Source organism: Streptomyces sp. NPDC001549 (genome assembly GCF_042894025.1).
GTDB classification, from domain to species: domain Bacteria; phylum Actinomycetota; class Actinomycetes; order Streptomycetales; family Streptomycetaceae; genus Streptomyces; species Streptomyces kutzneri.
Genome location: NZ_JBIAVJ010000027.1, coordinates 37,105 through 52,995 on the forward strand (window position 1 = coordinate 37,105; position 15,891 = coordinate 52,995).

Genomic DNA, 15,891 nt, shown 5'->3' on the forward strand with positions numbered 1-15,891 from the left:
GAGCCTTTAAAATAGGACGAATGCACCAGGCCGCCGGTACCCCCGCCCCTCCCCCCACGTCCCTCGACCCCTACGTACGGGTCCGGGGCGCCCGGGAGCACAATCTGCGCGGCGTCGACGTGGACATCCCGCGCGACGCGCTGACCGTGTTCACCGGGGTCTCCGGCTCCGGGAAGAGCTCGCTCGCCTTCGGCACGCTCTACGCCGAGGCCCAGCGCCGCTACTTCGAGTCCGTGGCCCCGTACGCCCGCCGCCTGATCCATCAGATCGGCGCGCCGAAGGTGGACTCCGTCACGGGGCTGCCGCCGGCCGTCTCGCTGGAGCAGCGCCGCTCCTCCCCCGGCTCGCGCTCCTCGGTCGGCACGGTGACCCTGCTGTCCAACTCCCTGCGGATGTTGTACTCCCGGGCCGGGACCTATCCGCCGGGTGCGGAGCGGCTCGGCTCCGACGCCTTCTCGCCCAACACCGCCGCCGGGGCCTGCCCGTCCTGTCACGGGCTCGGCCGGATCCACCGCACCGGCGAGGAACTCCTCGTCCCCGAGCCCGGACTGTCGATCCGTCAGGGTGCGATCGCCGCCTGGCCGGGCGCCTGGCAGGGCAAGAACCTGCGGGACATCCTGGAGACGCTCGGCCACGACGTGGACCGGCCCTGGCGGGAGCTGCCTGCGAAGGACCGCGAGTGGATCCTGTTCACCGAGGAGCAGCCGGTGGTGACGGTGCACCCGGTGCGGGAGGCCGAGCGGATCCAACGGCCTTACCAGGGCACGTACATGAGCGCCCACCGGTACGTCATGCGGACCTTCGCCGACAGCAAGAGCGCCACCCTGCGGGCCCGCGCCGAGAAGTTCCTCGCCGACTCGCCGTGTCCGGTGTGCGAGGGACGGCGGCTGCGGCCGGAGGCCCTCGCCGTCACCTTCGCCGGGCGGACCATCGCGGAGCTGGCGGCGCTGGCCCTGACCGACCTGGACGGCGTACTGGCCTCCGCGCCCCTGGACGGGGAGGCGGCACGGGTGCTCGCCGAGGACCTGCGCTCCCGGATCGGGCCCGTCACGGAGCTGGGGCTGGGCTATCTGAGCCTGGACCGGACCGCGCCGACCCTGTCCGCGGGCGAGCTGCAGCGGCTGCGGCTGGCGACGCAGCTGCGCTCGGGGCTGTTCGGGGTCGTGTACGTACTGGACGAGCCGTCGGCGGGGCTGCACCCGGCCGACACCGAGGCGCTGCTCGGAGTGCTGGACCGGCTGAAGGAGGCCGGGAACACGGTCTTCGTCGTGGAACACCATCTCGATGTGGTGCGGCACGCGGACTGGCTGGTGGACGTGGGCCCGCTGGCCGGGGAGCACGGCGGGCAGGTGCTCCACAGCGGGCCGCCGCAGGACCTGGCCGGGGTGGCGGGGTCGGCGACGGCCCGGCACCTGTTCGCGGCGCGGGAGCCCGCCGCGGCCCCCCGGCAGGTGCGCGGGGCGACCGGGGCGGTACGGCTGACCGGGGTGGACCGGCACAACCTGCGGGACCTGGAGGCGGAGTTCCCGCTGGGCGTGTTCACGGCCGTCACCGGGGTGTCGGGATCGGGCAAGTCCACGCTGGTGGGGCAGGTGCTGGCCCGGGAGGTCGGCGAGCGGCTCGCGGAGGCGGACTTTCCCGTACGGCGGCTGGTGGAGGTGGACCAGAAGCCGATCGGCCGGACGCCCCGGTCCAACCTGGCCACGTACACCGGGCTGTTCGACGTGGTGCGCAAGCTCTTCACGGCGGCCCCGCAGGCGCGGGCGCGCGGCTGGAAGGCGGGCCGGTTCTCCTTCAACGTGCCGGGCGGCCGCTGCGAGACCTGCCAGGGCGAGGGTTTCGTCTCGGTGGAGCTGCTGTTCCTGCCGAGTACGTACGCCCCGTGCCCCGAGTGTGCGGGGGCCCGGTACAACGCCGAGACCCTGGAGGTCCGGTACGAGGGCCTGAACATCGCGGAGGTGCTGGGCCTGACGGTGGAGTCGGCGGCGGCCTTCTTCGCGGAGGTTCCGTCGGCGGCGCGCAGCCTGCGGGCGCTGGAGGAGATCGGGCTGGGCTACCTGCGGCTGGGGCAGCCGGCCACCGAGCTGTCGGGCGGCGAGGCGCAGCGGATCAAGCTGGCGACAGAGCTGCAGCGGCTGCGCCGGGACCACACGCTGTACCTCCTGGACGAGCCGACGACCGGGCTGCATCCGGCCGATGTGCGGGTGCTGCTGCGGCAGTTGCACGGGCTGGTGGACGCCGGGCACTCGGTGGTGGTCGTGGAGCACGACATGGAGGTGGTGGCGGGCGCGGACTGGGTCATCGACCTCGGTCCGGGCGGCGGCACGGCGGGCGGCCGGGTGGTCGCCGCGGGCACGCCGTCGGAGGTGGCCTCCACGGCGGGCAGCCGCACGGCTCCGTACCTGGCGCGGGCCCTCGGGTCCGGCCGGGACGGGGAAGCGGGGCAGGCATAGGCTGCCGGGCATGTTCTGGAAGCGCCGGGGGAATCCGGCTCCGGCGGCGGAAGCGACCGCCCCCGTGGGGGGGGGGGGGGGGGGCCCCCCCCCGGCCCCGGGGGGGGGGGGGGCCCCCCCCCCCACGGCTCCCGGTGACGAACGACGGGCAGAACCGGCTGTCGCTGATCCTCGAACCCTGGGGCTCGGAGGTATGGGTGGAGCCGGGCGAGAAGGTCACCGTGATCACCGTCGGCACGGCGGACGGCGGACGGCGACCGGCGACCGGCCCTGGTCCGGTACCCGGGCGCCCGGCGAACCCTTCGGACTGCAGTACTGCGCGGACATGCTGGTGGTCTGGCGAACGGCGGCGTGACGACCGTCGAGGACGCCGCGGGGAACGAACTGATCCGCTGGTGAGGCTCAGACGTCGCCGGGGAGCAGGTGCTGCGGCAGTTCGCGGAAGCTCCAGCGCCCCTGGCGGCGGGTGAACATCCAGACGAGGTCGTGCCGGTCGGGCCAGGTGGCCGGGGTGCCGGGGACCTGGTGGGCGCCGAGGGCCCGGATCAGGCGGGGGATCCCGCTGTGCTCCCAGCAGACGAGCACGGGCATGGGTGCGGCCAACGCGGCCTGCGCGAGGGCGGTTTCGGCGCCGACGGCGAACTCGGCCCGGACGGGGGTGCGCAGGGCGGTGGCGAGCGCCGCCACCGTCTGCTTGCACCGCGCGGGGGCGGCGGCCCCCTTCCCGCCTGCCGCGAAGACCGCCGCGGGGCGGGGCAGCGAGGAGCCGGGGGCCGGCGGGAAGAGGCGCGGGAGCCGCTCGGCCCGGCGCCAGCCGCGGCCGGCCAGCGAACCGGGGTCGTCCTCGCCCTCCGCGTCCCGGCCGGCGCCACCGGCGTACGGCTTCTCCGCGTGCCGGATCACCATGACCAGGGCGTCCTTGGGCGCGGCCGGCGCACCGGGCGCCGGGGTGCGCGGGGCTTCCGCGCCCGAACACCCGGATCCGGCCAGCGGGGCGAGGGCGGCGGCCAGTACGGCTCGGCGACGCGGTCCGGACCCGGTGGGGGCTTCTGGCATGGCGCCACTGTCCCCCATGGCCCGGGCGGCGCCGGGGCGCGGCGCGGTACGGGCCGTACCGGTCAGCCGATCGGCGCAGGGGTGGGAGCCTCGGACCCCGGGGTCAGTGGGGTCAGTGGGTCAGCGGGGGCCCTTGCGCACCGCCCGCAGCCACTCCTTGTTCATCGCGGCGATCGAAGGCAGCGGGATGCCCTTCGGGCAGGCCGTGGCGCACTCGCCGGTCAGGGTGCAGCCGCCGAAGCCCTCCTCGTCCATCCGGGCCACCATGTCCAGCACCCGGGTCTCGCGCTCCGGCGAGCCCTGCGGGAGGACGTTCAGGTGGTTGACCTTGGCGGAGGTGAAGAGCATCGCGGAGCCGTTGGGGCAGGCCGCCACGCACGCGCCGCAGCCGATGCACTCGGCGTGCTCGAAGGCGAAGTCGGCGTCGGCCTTGGGCACGGCGGTGGCGTGCGCCTCGGGGGCGGCGCCGGTGGGTGCGGTGATGTAGCCGCCTGCCTGGATGATCCGGTCGAAGGCGCCGCGGTCGACGACGAGGTCCTTGACCACCGGGAAGGCGGCGGCCCGCCAGGGCTCGACGTCGATGGTGTCGCCGTCGGCGAAGGACCGCATGTGGAGCTGGCAGGTGGTGGTGCGTTCCGGGCCGTGGGCGTCGCCGTTGATGACGAGGCTGCAGGCGCCGCAGATGCCCTCGCGGCAGTCGTGGTCGAAGGCGACCGGGTCCTCGCCGCGCAGGATGAGGTCCTCGTTGAGGGTGTCGAGCATCTCCAGGAAGGACATGTCCTTCGAGATGCCGTCGACCTCGTAGGAGGCCATGTGACCGGGGGCGTCGGCGCCGCGCTGGCGCCAGACGCGCAAAGTAAGCTTCATGCGTAGCTCCGCTGGGTGGGGTGGACGTGCTCGAAGACGAGGTCTTCCCTGTGCAGGACGGGGGCGGCCCCGGTGGCGGTGAACTCCCAGGCCGCGGCGTAGGAGAAGGCCTCGTCCTGGCGGGCCGCCTCGCCGTCCGGGGTCTGGGACTCCTCGCGGAAGTGGCCGCCGCAGGATTCGGCGCGGGCGAGCGCGTCGAGGCACATCAGCTCGGCGAGTTCGAGGTAGTCGACGATGCGGTTGGCCTTCTCCAGCGACTGGTTGAACTCCTCGCCGCTGCCCGGGACCTTGATCCGGCGCCAGAACTCCTCGCGGATCTCGGGGATCCGGTCGAGGGCCTTGCGCAGTCCCTCCTCGCTGCGGGCCATCCCGCAGTACTCCCACATGAGTTCGCCGATCTCGCGGTGGAAGGAGTCGGGGGTGCGGTCGCCGTCGACGGCGAGCAGCTTCGCGAGCCGCTCGCGGGTCTCGCGTACGACGGCCACGGCCTCGGGGTGGGTGTCGTCGACGGTGCTCCGGCGGGGGTGGCGGGCGAGGTAGTCGTTGATCGTGGAGGGGAGCACGAAGTAGCCGTCGGCGAGGCCCTGCATCAGCGCGGAGGCGCCGAGGCGGTTGGCTCCGTGGTCGGAGAAGTTGGCCTCGCCGATGGCGAAGAGGCCGGGGACGGTGGTCTGGAGGTCGTAGTCGACCCACAGGCCGCCCATCGTGTAGTGGACGGCGGGGTAGATCCGCATGGGGACCTCGTACGGGTTCTCCGCGGTGATCCGCTCGTACATGTCGAAGAGGTTGCCGTACTTCTCGGCGACCTTGTCGCGGCCCATGCGGCGGATGGCGTCCGCGAAGTCGAGGTAGACGCCCTGGCCGCCGGGGCCTACGCCGCGACCCTCGTCGCAGACGTTCTTCGCGGCGCGGGAGGCGATGTCGCGGGGCACGAGGTTGCCGAAGGAGGGGTAGATCCGCTCCAGGTAGTAGTCGCGCTCCGCCTCGGGGATGTCGGCCGCGGCGCGGGTGTCGCCCTTGGCCCTGGGGACCCAGATGCGCCCGTCGTTGCGCAGGGACTCGCTCATGAGGGTGAGCTTGGACTGGTGGTCGCCGGTGCGCGGGATGCAGGTGGGGTGGATCTGGGTGAAGCAGGGGTTGGCGAAGTACGCGCCGCGCCGGTGCGCCCGCCAGACGGCGGTCGCGTTGGAGTTCATGGCGTTGGTGGAGAGGTAGAAGACGTTGCCGTAGCCGCCGCTCGCCAGGACCACGGCGTCGGCGTAGTACGTGGAGATCTCGCCGGTGATCAGGTCGCGTGCGACGATGCCGCGGGCCACTCCGTCCACGACGATCAGGTCGAGCATCTCGGTGCGGGCGTGCATCTCGACGTTGCCTGCGGCGATCTGCCGGGAGAGTGCCTGGTAGGCGCCGAGCAGGAGCTGCTGGCCGGTCTGGCCGCGGGCGTAGAAGGTGCGGGAGACCTGGACCCCGCCGAAGGAGCGGGTGTCGAGGAGGCCCCCGTACTCGCGGGCGAAGGGGACGCCCTGGGCCACGCACTGGTCGATGATCTCCACGGAGATCTGGGCGAGGCGGTGGACGTTGGACTCGCGGGCGCGGAAGTCGCCGCCCTTGACGGTGTCGTAGAAGAGGCGGTGCACCGAGTCGCCGTCGTTGCGGTAGTTCTTGGCGGCGTTGATGCCGCCCTGGGCGGCGATGGAGTGGGCGCGGCGCGGGGAGTCGGAGAAGCAGAACTGGACCACGTGGTAGCCCTGTTCGGCGAGGGTCGCGCCGGCCGCTCCGCCCGCCAGGCCGGTACCGACGACGATGACGGTGTGCTTGCGCCGGTTGGCCGGGTTGACGAGCTTGGCCTCGAAGCGGCGGCGGTCCCAGCGGTCCGCGATCGGGCCTTCGGGGGCCTTGGTGTCGGTGACCGGGTCGCCGGTGGTGTACGCGGCGTAGTGGGGGTCCTGCTTGTGGGCGTGCTGAACGTGGGCGTGCTGATCGCGGCCGTGCTGAACGTGGGCGTGCTGATCGTGGTCGTGCTGGTGTGCGCTCATGGTCAGTTCACCACTCCGGTCATGACGGCTACGGGGACGGACACGAAGCCGGCGAAGAGGACGAGGGCCAGGCCGTTGGCCAGGAACTTCAGGGTCCGCTCGCGTCGGGCGCTACCCGCGCCGAGGGTCTGCGCGGCACTCCAGAAGCCGTGGCGGACGTGCAGTCCGAGGGCGGCCATGGCCACGATGTAGATGGTGTTCCCGTACCAGGTGGAGAAGGTGGACAGGACGTTCTCGTACGGGTGGCCGGACCAGGCGCGCTCGTTGACGGTGAGCGTGGTGAGGTCGAGCAGGTGCCAGACGATGAACAGGCCGAGGATGATGCCGCCCCAGCGCATGGTGCGGGTGGCGTAGCTCGCGCGGCGGCGCTTGTGGGCGTACTTCACCGGGCGGGCCTTGATGTCGCGGCGGCTGAGCTGGTACGCGGACACGGCGTGGGCGACGACCGCGGCGAGCAGTCCCACGCGGACGAGCCACAGGGCCCACTCGTGGTGCAGGAAGGGCGAGCCGAGGGTGCGCAGCCAGTGGGCGTAGCCGTTGAACTCGTCCGCCCCGAAGAAGATCTTGAGGTTGCCGAGCATGTGCACGACGAGATAGCCGAGCATGATCAGGCCGGAGACGGCCATCACGGACTTCTTGCCGATAGAGGAGTCCCAGATCGTGCGTGTGATGGACGGCCGTCGATCCGTCCGCGTTGCCAGAGCCATGTCCTCGACGGTACGGACGAGGATCCCGAAAGGTCCAAGACATGATGGAGCTGATATCGATAGAGGGTGGCTATCGAGGGCGATAGCCTGGGCGCATGCAGTTCCAGCAGCTCCTGTATTTCGTGGCCGTCGCCGAGACCCGGCACTTCACCCGGGCCGCGGAGCGCGTGCACGTGGCCCAGCCCTCGCTCTCGCAGCAGATCAAGGCGCTCGAACGGGAACTCGGGGCCGAGCTGTTCAGCCGGGCCCGGGGCAACATCACGCTCACCGACGCGGGTGAGACGCTGCTGCCGCTGGCCCGGCGGATCCTGGCGGACGCGGACACCGCGCGGCTGGAGGTGCAGGAACTGGCGCAGCTCCGGCGCGGCCGCGTCCGGCTCGGCGCGACTCCCAGCATCTGCACGGGCCTGCTGCCGGACGTACTGCGGGCCTTCCACGACGCGCATCCCGGGATCGAGCTGCTGATCGAGGAGAGCGGCTCGCTCGACCTCGTACGGGAGCTCGCGCGCGGAGCCCTGGACCTGGCCCTGATCGCGCTGCCGCTGCCTCCTTCGGCCCCGGCCCTGACCACGGTGGAGCTGTTGACGGAAGACCTCGTGGTGGTCTCCTCGGCGGAACGGCCGGCGCCCGGCGGGGGCGGCGAGCTGACCATCCCGGGGCTGCGGGACGAGCCGATGGTGATGTTCCGGCACGGCTACGACCTGCGGGAGCTCACGGTGGCGGCCTGCCGGGCGGAGGGCTTCGAGCCGGTCTTCACCGTGGAGGGCGGCGAGATGGACGCGGTCCTGGGCTTCGTCCGGGCAGGGCTTGGTATCGCGGTGGTCCCGGCGATGGTGGTGGACCGCGCCGGTCCGGGCCTGCGCGTGACCCCGCTGGCCGGCTCCCCGCTGCGCCGCACGATCGCCCTGGCCCACCGCACCGACGTGGCTCCGCCGCGCGCGGCCCGCGAGCTGAAGCGCATACTGCTCGGCTGACTCCACCGCGGCGGGGGCGCGGGCGGGGCGGGCGGTGCAGTCATTCCGGGACCGGGGCCTGGGCCTGGGCGGACGCCGGGGCGGGGCCTGCCGGCAGGGTCTTGTCGAGGCCTTCGGCGAGCATCCCGAAGGCCTGATCGGCATCGGCGACCGCGGCCGCGTGCGCCTCGTCGGCGCTCTGCCCGGATTCGATCCGCCGCCAGTTCACCCGGCCCAACTCGTGCCGGACCGCCACCAGATGCATCGCGGCCAGGCGGGCGCCCAGCGGCGCCACCTCCTCCGCCTCCAGACCGGCGGCGACCAGCTCGACCTCGCGGTCGGTGTAGCGGCTCAGCCGGCTCTTGAGGCTGGCGGTGCTGTAGACGAGCTGCTGGAAGGCCATCACGTTCGGGTGGTCGCACAGCCCGGTGATCGGGTCCCGCTCGGCCAGCGCCGCCAGGAAGTGCGCGTGCACGGCGCCCACCGGCGTGCGGCCGGCCGGCCGCTCGCGCACGATGCGCGCCACCTCGTCCTGGTGGTCGGCGAACCGGTCGAGCAGGAGGTCCTCCTTGCTCGGGAAGTACCGGAAGAGGGTGGGCTTGGAGACCTCGGCCGCGGCCGCGACGTCCGCCACCGACACCGCGTCGAAACCCCGTTCCAGGAAGAGCTCCAGCGCCGTTGCCGCCAGCCGGTGCCGCGTACGGAGCTTCTTGTTCTCGCGCAGACCCGTCGTGTTCTCCATGCGCACAGCGTACCACGAATTCGTGACCGGGTTATTTTTGTAACCGAGTTGCTTTTTCCGCCGGGAGCCGCTTTCCTTGAGACATCGACGAGGAGATCGACGAGGAGAGGACATCCCATGACCGACGTACTGATCACCGGCTCGGGTCCCACCGGACTGACGCTCGCCTGCGACCTGGCACTGCGCGGATTCGCCGTGCGCGTCATCGACCGGCGCACCGAACCGCACCACGAGTCCCGGGGCAAGGGGCTGCTGCCGGGCAGCCTCGATGTCTTCCAGGAGCTCGGCGTGCTCGACACCCTGGCCGCCACCGGCAACAGGAGCGTGGTCCTGCGCAAGTACTTCGACGGACAGCACATCAACGACACCCCCACCGCCGCCGGCCTGCTGATCGGGCAGTGGCAGATCGAAGCGGCCCTGCGCGACCGGCTCGCCGGGCTCAGGGTGCAGGTCGAGTACGGATCGGAGCTCGCCGCGATCGCCCAGGACGAATCCGGGGTGCGCGCGGAGCTGGCGGACGGCACCGTGATCGGAGCCCGCTATCTCGCCGGGTGCGACGGCGGGCGCAGCACCACGCGCAAGCTGCTCGGCATCCCCTTCGAGGGGAACGGCCAGGAGGAGCCCGCGATGGTCATCGGGGACGTCCGGGCGCCCGGGCTCAGCCGGGACGTCTGGCACCAGTGGTTCACCTCGGACGGCAATGGAATGCTCCTCTGCCCGATGCCGGGGACGGACAGCTTCCAGTTGCAGGCCTCGCCCGAGCGGAACGAGCGGGGCGAGCCGCTGCCGCCCTCCCTGGAGAGCTTCCAGCGGCTCTTCGACCGGCATGCCCGGGTTCCGGGCATCCGGCTCGCCGATGCCACCTGGATCTCGGCCTGGCGGGTCAACATCCGGATGGCCGCGCGGCTGCGGGAGGGCCGGGTATTCCTCGCCGGGGATGCCGCGCACGTGCAGCCCATAGCCGGCGGGCTCGGCATGAACACCGGTATCCAGGACGCCACCGCCCTCGCCCGGACGCTGGCCGCAGCGCTCACCGGGCCCGGCGGTGAGGAGGTGCTCGACGCGTACGAGGCGGAGCGGCTGCCGGTGGCCGCCGACGTCCTGGCCGACACGGCGGAGCGGTACGAGCGGGTCGTGGAGGCCGTGCGGACCCCCGGTCGCGGGACGGAGGTCGGCATGAGCCGGAGCCAGCCGCGCCCCGGAGCCTGAGGCGGCCCCCGGCCGGCCCCGGCCCCGGCCCCGGCCCCGGCTCCGGGCGGCCGGTCCGCCCGGCCCTCCCGGCGGCGGACCTCAGGAGGGCGTGGGCACCGCGTCCGAGAGGGAGAGGGTGTGGATGCGGTCCGGGGCCCCGGGCCGGGCGTAGTACCAGCCCTGAGCGGTGTCGCAGCCGAGGGCGCGCAGCTGGGCGGCCTGGGCTCCGGTCTCCACTCCCTCGACGGTGACGGCGAGTTCGAGGCTGTGCGCCAGGGCGACGATCCCCTCCACGATCTTGACGTCGACCGGGTTGGCGGGCTGCTGCTGCATCCCCTGGGTGAAGGAGCGGTCGAGCTTCAGGACACTGACCGGCAGCCGCCGCAGGTTGGCCAGGTTCGAGTAGCCGGTGCCGAAGTCGTCGAGGGCGATGTCCACGCCGAGGGCGGCGAGCCGGCGCAGCGGTTCCAGGAGTTCGTCGTCGGCCCCTATCAGGGCCGATTCGGTGACCTCCAGGCACAGCGCGCCCGGGGCGAGGCCGGACTTCTCCAGCACCGCCACGGTGTCGGCGACCAGGCCCGGGTGGTGGAGCTGGGTCGGCGAGAGGTTGACGTTGATCCGCAGGGCCGCGCCTCCGTGCTGGCGCTGCCAGATGCGGGCCTGGCGGACGGCCTCCTCCAGCACCCAGCGCCCGAGCGGCACGATCAGCCCGGTCCGTTCGGCGAGCGGGATGAAGCGGTCCGGGCCGAGGACCCCGTACTGCGGGTGCGACCAGCGCACCAGCGCCTCGGCCCCGTGGACGCTGCCGTCGCGCATGTGGACCAGCGGCTGGTACTCGATGAAGAACTCGCCGCGTTCCAGCGCCGCGGGCAGGGCGTTGGTCAGGCCGTGGCGGGTGATCGCGCGGGCGTCGGCCTCGGCGTCGGCGAATTCGAAGCGGTTGCCGCCGGCCGCCTTGGCCCGGTACATCGTGATGTCGGCGCTGCGCAGCACCTCCGCCGGGGTGCGTTCCCTGGCCCGGCCCTCGACGATGCCGATGCTGCCCCGGACCGTCAGCTCCCGGCCCTCCAGCCGGATCGGCGTGGACAGGGCGGTCAGTATGCGGACCGCGAGGTCGGTCACCTTCTCCTCGGTGTCGGAGCCGGTGGTCAGGGCGACGAACTCGTCACCGCCGAGCCGGGCGACCACCTCGCCGGGGCCGGTCGCGCAGCTCTGCAGCCGGTCGGCGACCTCGACCAGCAGCCGGTCCCCCGCCGAGTGCCCGAGGCTGTCGTTGACCGCCTTGAAACCGTCGAGGTCGAGGTAGCACAGGCCGTAGCGGTCGCCTCCGGCCCCGCCGAGGGCCTTCTCCAGCCGCTCGAAGAACAGCGTCCGGTTGGGCAGGCCGGTCAGGGCGTCGTGGGTGGCCTCGTAGCGCAGGCGCAGGTTCAGCAGCCGGCGTTCGGTGGTGTCCTCCATCAGCGCCAGCTGGTACTGCGGCTTCCCGTCGGCGTCGCGCAGGAGCGACACCGTCAGATTGGTCCAGAGCACGGTGCCGTCGTGCCGGTAGTACGGCTTCTCGACGCGGTAGCTCTCGCGCTCGCCGCGCACCAGCTCGCCGTACATCCGCCAGACGTGCGGGGTGTCGTCGGGGTGTCCCCACTCGCTGACGTTGCGGCTGCGGACGTGTCCCTCCAAGCCGCCGAACATCTGCAGCAGGGTGTCGTTGACCTCCAGGACGTTCCCGTCGAGGTCGGCGATGCCGATCCCCACGGCCGCGCCCTCGAAGACCGCCCGGAAGCGCTCCTCGCTCGCGTGCAGGGCCTGCTGCGCGTCGGTGCGCGCGGTCAGCGCCGAGCGCGCGATGGCCTCCTGCTCCCTGAGGGTGCGCTCGCGCAGCGCGCGGGCGTATCCCGCCGCGATGGCGTGCTGGAGCCGGGCGCAGCGGGAGCGGTATTCCTCGGTGCCCTCCACGCCGGAGCCCTCGGGTCCGTCCGGGCCGCAGTAGAGCACCAGGTACGACTCGATCACGCCGAGGGTGCCGGCCAGGGCCTCGGGGTCGGTGCAGTGCACGGCGACGAGTTCCGCCCCCACCTGCTGGGCGACCGAGGCGTCGAAGGGCCGGGCGTGCAGGGCCTCGGTGAGCGTCCGGGTGAGGGGTACGAGGTGCCGTTCGAACTCGGTGCGGGTCAGCGAGGTCGCCGTGACCGGGAAGATCGCCCGGCCCCAGATGGTGGCGAAGCGGGCGATCCGGTCCTCGATGCCGCCGTGCGGGGCCGCCGCGGACCCGGTGGCCGGTGCCGCGGCGGCTTTCGGCGCCCCCGCCGTCTGTGCCGGAAGTCTCACGCCTTGCGTCCCACGCCGCCGAAGCCCGAGAAGGCGTAGGGGTCCTCCGGTGTCTCGCCGTCCTCGCCGTCGTCGGGCCGGTCCGGCCGCCAGTCGGGCATGGACACGAGGCCCGGCTCCAGCATCTCGAACCCGTCGAAGAAGCCGCCGATCTGTTCCCGGGTACGCATGACGAGGGGGTTGCGCATGTCCCGGTAGACGCCCACGGTGCCGGCGGCGGTTTCCTGGGTGAGCGGGATTCCCTCGTACGAGGCGTGCGTGAGGATCAGCAGGCTGCCGGGAGCCAGCGCGTCGCGCAGCTCGGCGACGGCGGCGTACGGGTCGTCCGTGTCCTCCAGGAAGTGCAGGACGGCCACGAGCAGGAGGGCGACCGGGCGGCCGAGGTCGAGCAGCCGGCCGACCTCGGGGGCGGCCAGGATCTCCTTGGGCTTGCGCAGGTCGGCGGCGACGATGCCGCTGTGGTCGTCTCCCGCGAGGACGGCCCGGCTGTGCGCGACGGCCACCGGGTCGTGGTCGACGTAGACGACGCGCGCCTGCGGGCTGGCGGCCTGGGCGATCTCGTGGACGTTGCCGAAGGTGGGGATGCCGGAGCCGATGTCGAGGAACTGCGTGACGCCCTCGGCGACGGCGTGCCGGACGGCGCGGCGCATGAATGCCCGGTTGGCCTGCATGATCTTGGGCAGCCCCGGCATGAATTCCATGGCCCGTCGAGCCGTCTGGCGGTCGACCTCGAAATTGTGGGACCCGCCCAGGTAGTAATCATAGATGCGGGACACACTCGGCACCGATATGTCGATGCCTGGCGGGGCCCAGGCGGGGCGCTCCATCGGGGTCTCCAAGCGTTGGTCCTGCGGTCGTCCGTGTGAGGTCGGACTCCTGTCCGAGCCGAATGTACTGATCATTTCCCAACAGGGCGAGCAAAAGCGGAAATTGGCGATCCGTTCTTCGTCACACACCAAAGGCACCGCCACACCGGACGAGGGAATGACCGATACCGACAAGTCCCTTATGGGAATTGGCGAGGGTCGATCGGAGTCACCACACTACCGACCCACCGGTGGCTCAAACCCCTCTGGTCGGCAGTCCACCCGTTCAGGCGAACCGGGGGCCGAGCCTCGCGTGCCCGGGCGCGCGCAGGCCCATGCTCCCGGGGTGAACAGAGCCTGTGCCAGGCGCCTGCTGACAGTCCCGGTCCTGCTGTGGGCGGCCTTGTCCGTCACGCCGGCCGTGGCTGATAGCCGCGCCTACGCGACGACCGACTCCGGCGACGGCCCGGCCGCCACCGTGGTGGCCGCGGCGGCCGGCGGCAGCGACCGCGGACGCGGCCCGCGTGGCGGACATCACGGTGACGACCAGGGCTCCGACCACGGGAAACGCCGTGGAGGCGGACATGGCGGGGGCCATCACGGCCACCCCCACTGTCCACCGCCGCCGCCCCCTCCGCCCTGCCCGCCGAAGCCTCCGCCGAAGCCGCCGAAGCCCACGCCGCCACCCGAGCCGACTCCCCCGCCGCCACCGCCCGAGCCCCCACCGCCCCCGAAACCCGCACCGCCGAAACCGCCGCCGCCTCCCGCGCCGGCGCCGAAGCCCGTACCGAAGCCGGTCCTGCCCGCGCCGCCCCCGCCGAAGCCGGCACCCCCGCCGCCCCGCGTGGTGAGGGCTCCCGCACCGCCACCACCCGCACCACCCGCCCCACCGCCTCCACCCGCCCCAGAGGTGAAACCCGTACCGCGGAAACCGGTGGCCCGACCCGCGTATCACGCGGCGGCCCGCAAACCCGTCGAGCACCACATCTCGCCGGTGACTTTCACCTTGATGACCGCCGCTCCCGCGGTGCTCGCGATCGTCGCGCTGCGCCCGCGCTAGGGCTTCTTCCGCCTCACCAGTAACCGATTGGGAGTCATCTTGTCGGAATGGCTCGTCCTGTCCCTCGCGATGGCCGCGGCCTGTGCCGTGGTGCTGTCCATCGCCTTCTTCAACCACAGGAGGATCGGCGACGACGACGATCCGAACGAGACCCCGGACGTCATCGAGTACATGACGATGATGATCGGGGTGATCTACGCGATCGTGCTGGGCCTGGCGATCGCCGGCGTCTGGGAGGGCCGCGGGGCCGCCCAGGAATACGTGCGCCAGGAGGCCCAGGCCCTGCACGAGATCAGTGTCCGCTCCGAGGTCTACCCGGCCGAGGTGCGCAAGAAGATCCGGTCCGATGTCGACGCGTACGTGACCTACGTCGTGGACACGGAGTGGAAGCGGATGGCCGACCACGGCGAGCTCACCGAGCACGGCGGGGAGCTGCTGGAACGTATCCGCCGGGACGTCACCGACTACGAGCCGCAGACCGACCACGAGGGGCAGGCCTACCAGCCGCTGGTCGACCAGGTCGCGGTGGTCGACGACGCCCGCAGCGCACGCGGTTCGAGTGCCGGGGCCACCATGCCGGGGGTGGTGTGGTTCGGGCTGATCGTCGGCGCCCTGGTGACCGTGGGCCTGATCTTCACCCTGCAGATCAGGCGGTCGTTCCGGGAGATGCTGCTGGCGGGCCTGTTCAGTGCCCTCATCGCGTTCCTGCTGTTCCTGATCTGGGACTTCGACGCGCCGTTCGGGCGGGGCATCTCCGCCACCGCCGAACCGTTCCTCGCCCAGTTCCCCCACCTGGACCTCGGCGGCTAGGGGTTCCCTCTCGGATCGGGCCGTCCGCAAACCGGGGACGGGCCTCCCGTCCCCGGTTCGGCCCACGGCCATGCCCCATTCGCCCGTTCCTGATCGCGGGTCACCGCACCCCGACCTAGCGTGTCGGACATCGAGGCGCACGACCCCCCACGTGCGGAAAACCGTTCCGCGGCTGCTCCTCGGGGATCCGGAGAATCAACCATGGGTGCGATACGTACCTCCGCCACCGCCCTGCTGAGCGCCGGCGCCACGGGCGCCGTGCTCGCGCTCGGCGTCCTCGGCGCGCCCGCCGCGACCGCTGCCGAGGCCCAGCCCATCACCTCGTTCGGCTTCACCCTCACGCCTTCGACCGTCGCCCCCGGGGGGCAGACGGTCCTCGCGGTCAGCCGCTGCAACGCCGCCTACGCCACCGCCTCCTCCGGGGTCTTCGACACCGTGAGCATCGCGCGCGGCCAGACCGTACGGGTCACCGTGGACCGCGACGCCCGGCGCGGAGCCGTCTACTCCGTCTCCTTCACCTGCAACGGGGAGACCGGCTCGGCCGACCTGACGATCGCCGGCGGCACCACCGTACCCACCACGAGCTCCACGCGGACCGGTACCGGCACGACCCTCCTCCCGACCCCGTCCTCCGCCCTCGGTGTCCGCGGCGGTCTGGGCGGCAGCGTGGCCGGCATGGATACCGTGGAGCTCGCCGCCGGCGCGGGCCTGTTCCTCGCCGCCGCGGGCGGCACCGTGTTCGCCCTGCGCCGCAGGGGGTCCGGCCGTAGCCACTGAACCCGCCGGACATCCCCCGCTACCGCCGATCGCCCCGAGTCCGGGAGGGGGGGGGGGGGGCGGGGGGGTGGCGGGGGGGGTGGGTCGCGGGGGGCCGGGCCGGGCCGG

At 72.6% G+C, this 15,891-nt stretch carries 12 protein-coding genes; 5 read left to right on the plus strand and 7 right to left on the minus strand.

Going from position 1 to position 15,891, the window contains the following annotated elements; genetic code table 11:
* Positions 1-20: 20 nt before the first annotated feature.
* A complete protein-coding gene (locus tag ACFY04_RS33930; RefSeq protein ID WP_389122847.1) occupies positions 21-2,453 on the plus strand; it encodes an ABC transporter in 2,433 nt (810 codons plus the stop codon).
* A gap of 402 nt (positions 2,454-2,855) precedes the next feature.
* Here the strand turns inward: ACFY04_RS33930 and ACFY04_RS33935 are convergent, their stop codons facing one another.
* From ACFY04_RS33935 to ACFY04_RS33950, 4 genes are all read right to left on the minus strand, one after another.
* Entirely contained in the window at positions 2,856-3,509 is a 654-nt protein-coding gene (locus ACFY04_RS33935) for a hypothetical protein (protein ID WP_389122850.1), read from the minus strand.
* A 120-nt stretch (positions 3,510-3,629) separates the two neighbouring features.
* The gene (locus tag ACFY04_RS33940) at positions 3,630-4,376 is read right to left on the minus strand and encodes a succinate dehydrogenase/fumarate reductase iron-sulfur subunit (RefSeq protein WP_030011685.1); all 747 of its coding nucleotides are present in this window, start codon (positions 4,374-4,376) and stop codon (positions 3,630-3,632) included.
* A complete protein-coding gene (locus ACFY04_RS33945) occupies positions 4,373-6,412 on the minus strand; it encodes a fumarate reductase/succinate dehydrogenase flavoprotein subunit (protein ID WP_389122853.1) in 2,040 nt (679 codons plus the stop codon). The genes ACFY04_RS33940 and ACFY04_RS33945 overlap by 4 nt, the downstream gene beginning before the upstream one ends.
* A gap of 2 nt (positions 6,413-6,414) precedes the next feature.
* A complete protein-coding gene (locus tag ACFY04_RS33950; protein WP_389122855.1) occupies positions 6,415-7,119 on the minus strand; it encodes a succinate dehydrogenase in 705 nt (234 codons plus the stop codon).
* Positions 7,120-7,214: 95 nt separating this feature from the next.
* Here ACFY04_RS33950 and ACFY04_RS33955 point away from each other — a divergent pair, with 95 nt between their 5' ends.
* Positions 7,215-8,093, plus strand: a complete 879-nt coding sequence (locus ACFY04_RS33955) for a LysR family transcriptional regulator (RefSeq protein ID WP_314245261.1) — start codon at positions 7,215-7,217, stop codon at positions 8,091-8,093.
* 40 nt (positions 8,094-8,133) lie between these two features.
* Here ACFY04_RS33955 and ACFY04_RS33960 read toward each other — a convergent pair whose 3' ends face one another.
* Positions 8,134-8,814, minus strand: coding sequence for a TetR/AcrR family transcriptional regulator (locus ACFY04_RS33960; protein ID WP_389122858.1), 681 nt, complete (start codon positions 8,812-8,814; stop codon positions 8,134-8,136).
* Positions 8,815-8,931: 117 nt separating this feature from the next.
* On the opposite strand from ACFY04_RS33960, the gene ACFY04_RS33965 reads away from it, so the two are divergent.
* Positions 8,932-10,023 carry an FAD-dependent monooxygenase gene (locus ACFY04_RS33965; RefSeq protein ID WP_389122860.1) on the plus strand — a complete coding sequence of 364 codons (1,092 nt, stop codon included), beginning with the start codon at positions 8,932-8,934 and terminating at the stop codon, positions 10,021-10,023.
* A gap of 81 nt (positions 10,024-10,104) precedes the next feature.
* Here ACFY04_RS33965 and ACFY04_RS33970 read toward each other — a convergent pair whose 3' ends face one another.
* Positions 10,105-12,330: a putative bifunctional diguanylate cyclase/phosphodiesterase gene (locus tag ACFY04_RS33970; RefSeq protein WP_389122863.1), complete on the minus strand. Its 2,226-nt coding sequence runs from the start codon at positions 12,328-12,330 to the stop codon at positions 10,105-10,107.
* Positions 12,327-13,157 (minus strand): SAM-dependent methyltransferase, encoded by an 831-nt coding sequence (locus tag ACFY04_RS33975; RefSeq protein WP_389123045.1) that lies wholly within the window; start codon positions 13,155-13,157, stop codon positions 12,327-12,329. The genes ACFY04_RS33970 and ACFY04_RS33975 overlap by 4 nt, the downstream gene beginning before the upstream one ends.
* A 1,078-nt stretch (positions 13,158-14,235) precedes the next feature.
* Between ACFY04_RS33975 and ACFY04_RS33980 the strand changes: the two genes are divergently transcribed.
* Together ACFY04_RS33980 and ACFY04_RS33985 are read left to right on the plus strand one after the other, a co-directional pair.
* Positions 14,236-15,006, plus strand: a complete 771-nt coding sequence (locus ACFY04_RS33980) for a hypothetical protein (RefSeq protein WP_389122866.1) — start codon at positions 14,236-14,238, stop codon at positions 15,004-15,006.
* Between the two features lie 201 nt (positions 15,007-15,207).
* Positions 15,208-15,783, plus strand: coding sequence for a hypothetical protein (locus tag ACFY04_RS33985; RefSeq protein ID WP_389122868.1), 576 nt, complete (start codon positions 15,208-15,210; stop codon positions 15,781-15,783).
* Positions 15,784-15,891: the final 108 nt, after the last annotated feature.

Coding starts and splice junctions, on each gene's coding strand:
- ACFY04_RS33950 (WP_389122855.1), bottom strand. CDS start 7,119: ATGGCTCTGGCAACGCGGACGGATCGACGGCCGTCCATCACACGCACG.
- ACFY04_RS33955 (WP_314245261.1), top strand. CDS start 7,215: ATGCAGTTCCAGCAGCTCCTGTATTTCGTGGCCGTCGCCGAGACCCGG.
- ACFY04_RS33975 (WP_389123045.1), bottom strand. CDS start 13,157: ATGGAGCGCCCCGCCTGGGCCCCGCCAGGCATCGACATATCGGTGCCG.
- ACFY04_RS33945 (WP_389122853.1), bottom strand. CDS start 6,412: ATGAGCGCACACCAGCACGACCACGATCAGCACGCCCACGTTCAGCAC.
- ACFY04_RS33935 (WP_389122850.1), bottom strand. CDS start 3,509: ATGCCAGAAGCCCCCACCGGGTCCGGACCGCGTCGCCGAGCCGTACTG.
- ACFY04_RS33940 (WP_030011685.1), bottom strand. CDS start 4,376: ATGAAGCTTACTTTGCGCGTCTGGCGCCAGCGCGGCGCCGACGCCCCC.
- ACFY04_RS33960 (WP_389122858.1), bottom strand. CDS start 8,814: ATGGAGAACACGACGGGTCTGCGCGAGAACAAGAAGCTCCGTACGCGG.
- ACFY04_RS33965 (WP_389122860.1), top strand. CDS start 8,932: ATGACCGACGTACTGATCACCGGCTCGGGTCCCACCGGACTGACGCTC.
- ACFY04_RS33985 (WP_389122868.1), top strand. CDS start 15,208: ATGGGTGCGATACGTACCTCCGCCACCGCCCTGCTGAGCGCCGGCGCC.
- ACFY04_RS33930 (WP_389122847.1), top strand. CDS start 21: ATGCACCAGGCCGCCGGTACCCCCGCCCCTCCCCCCACGTCCCTCGAC.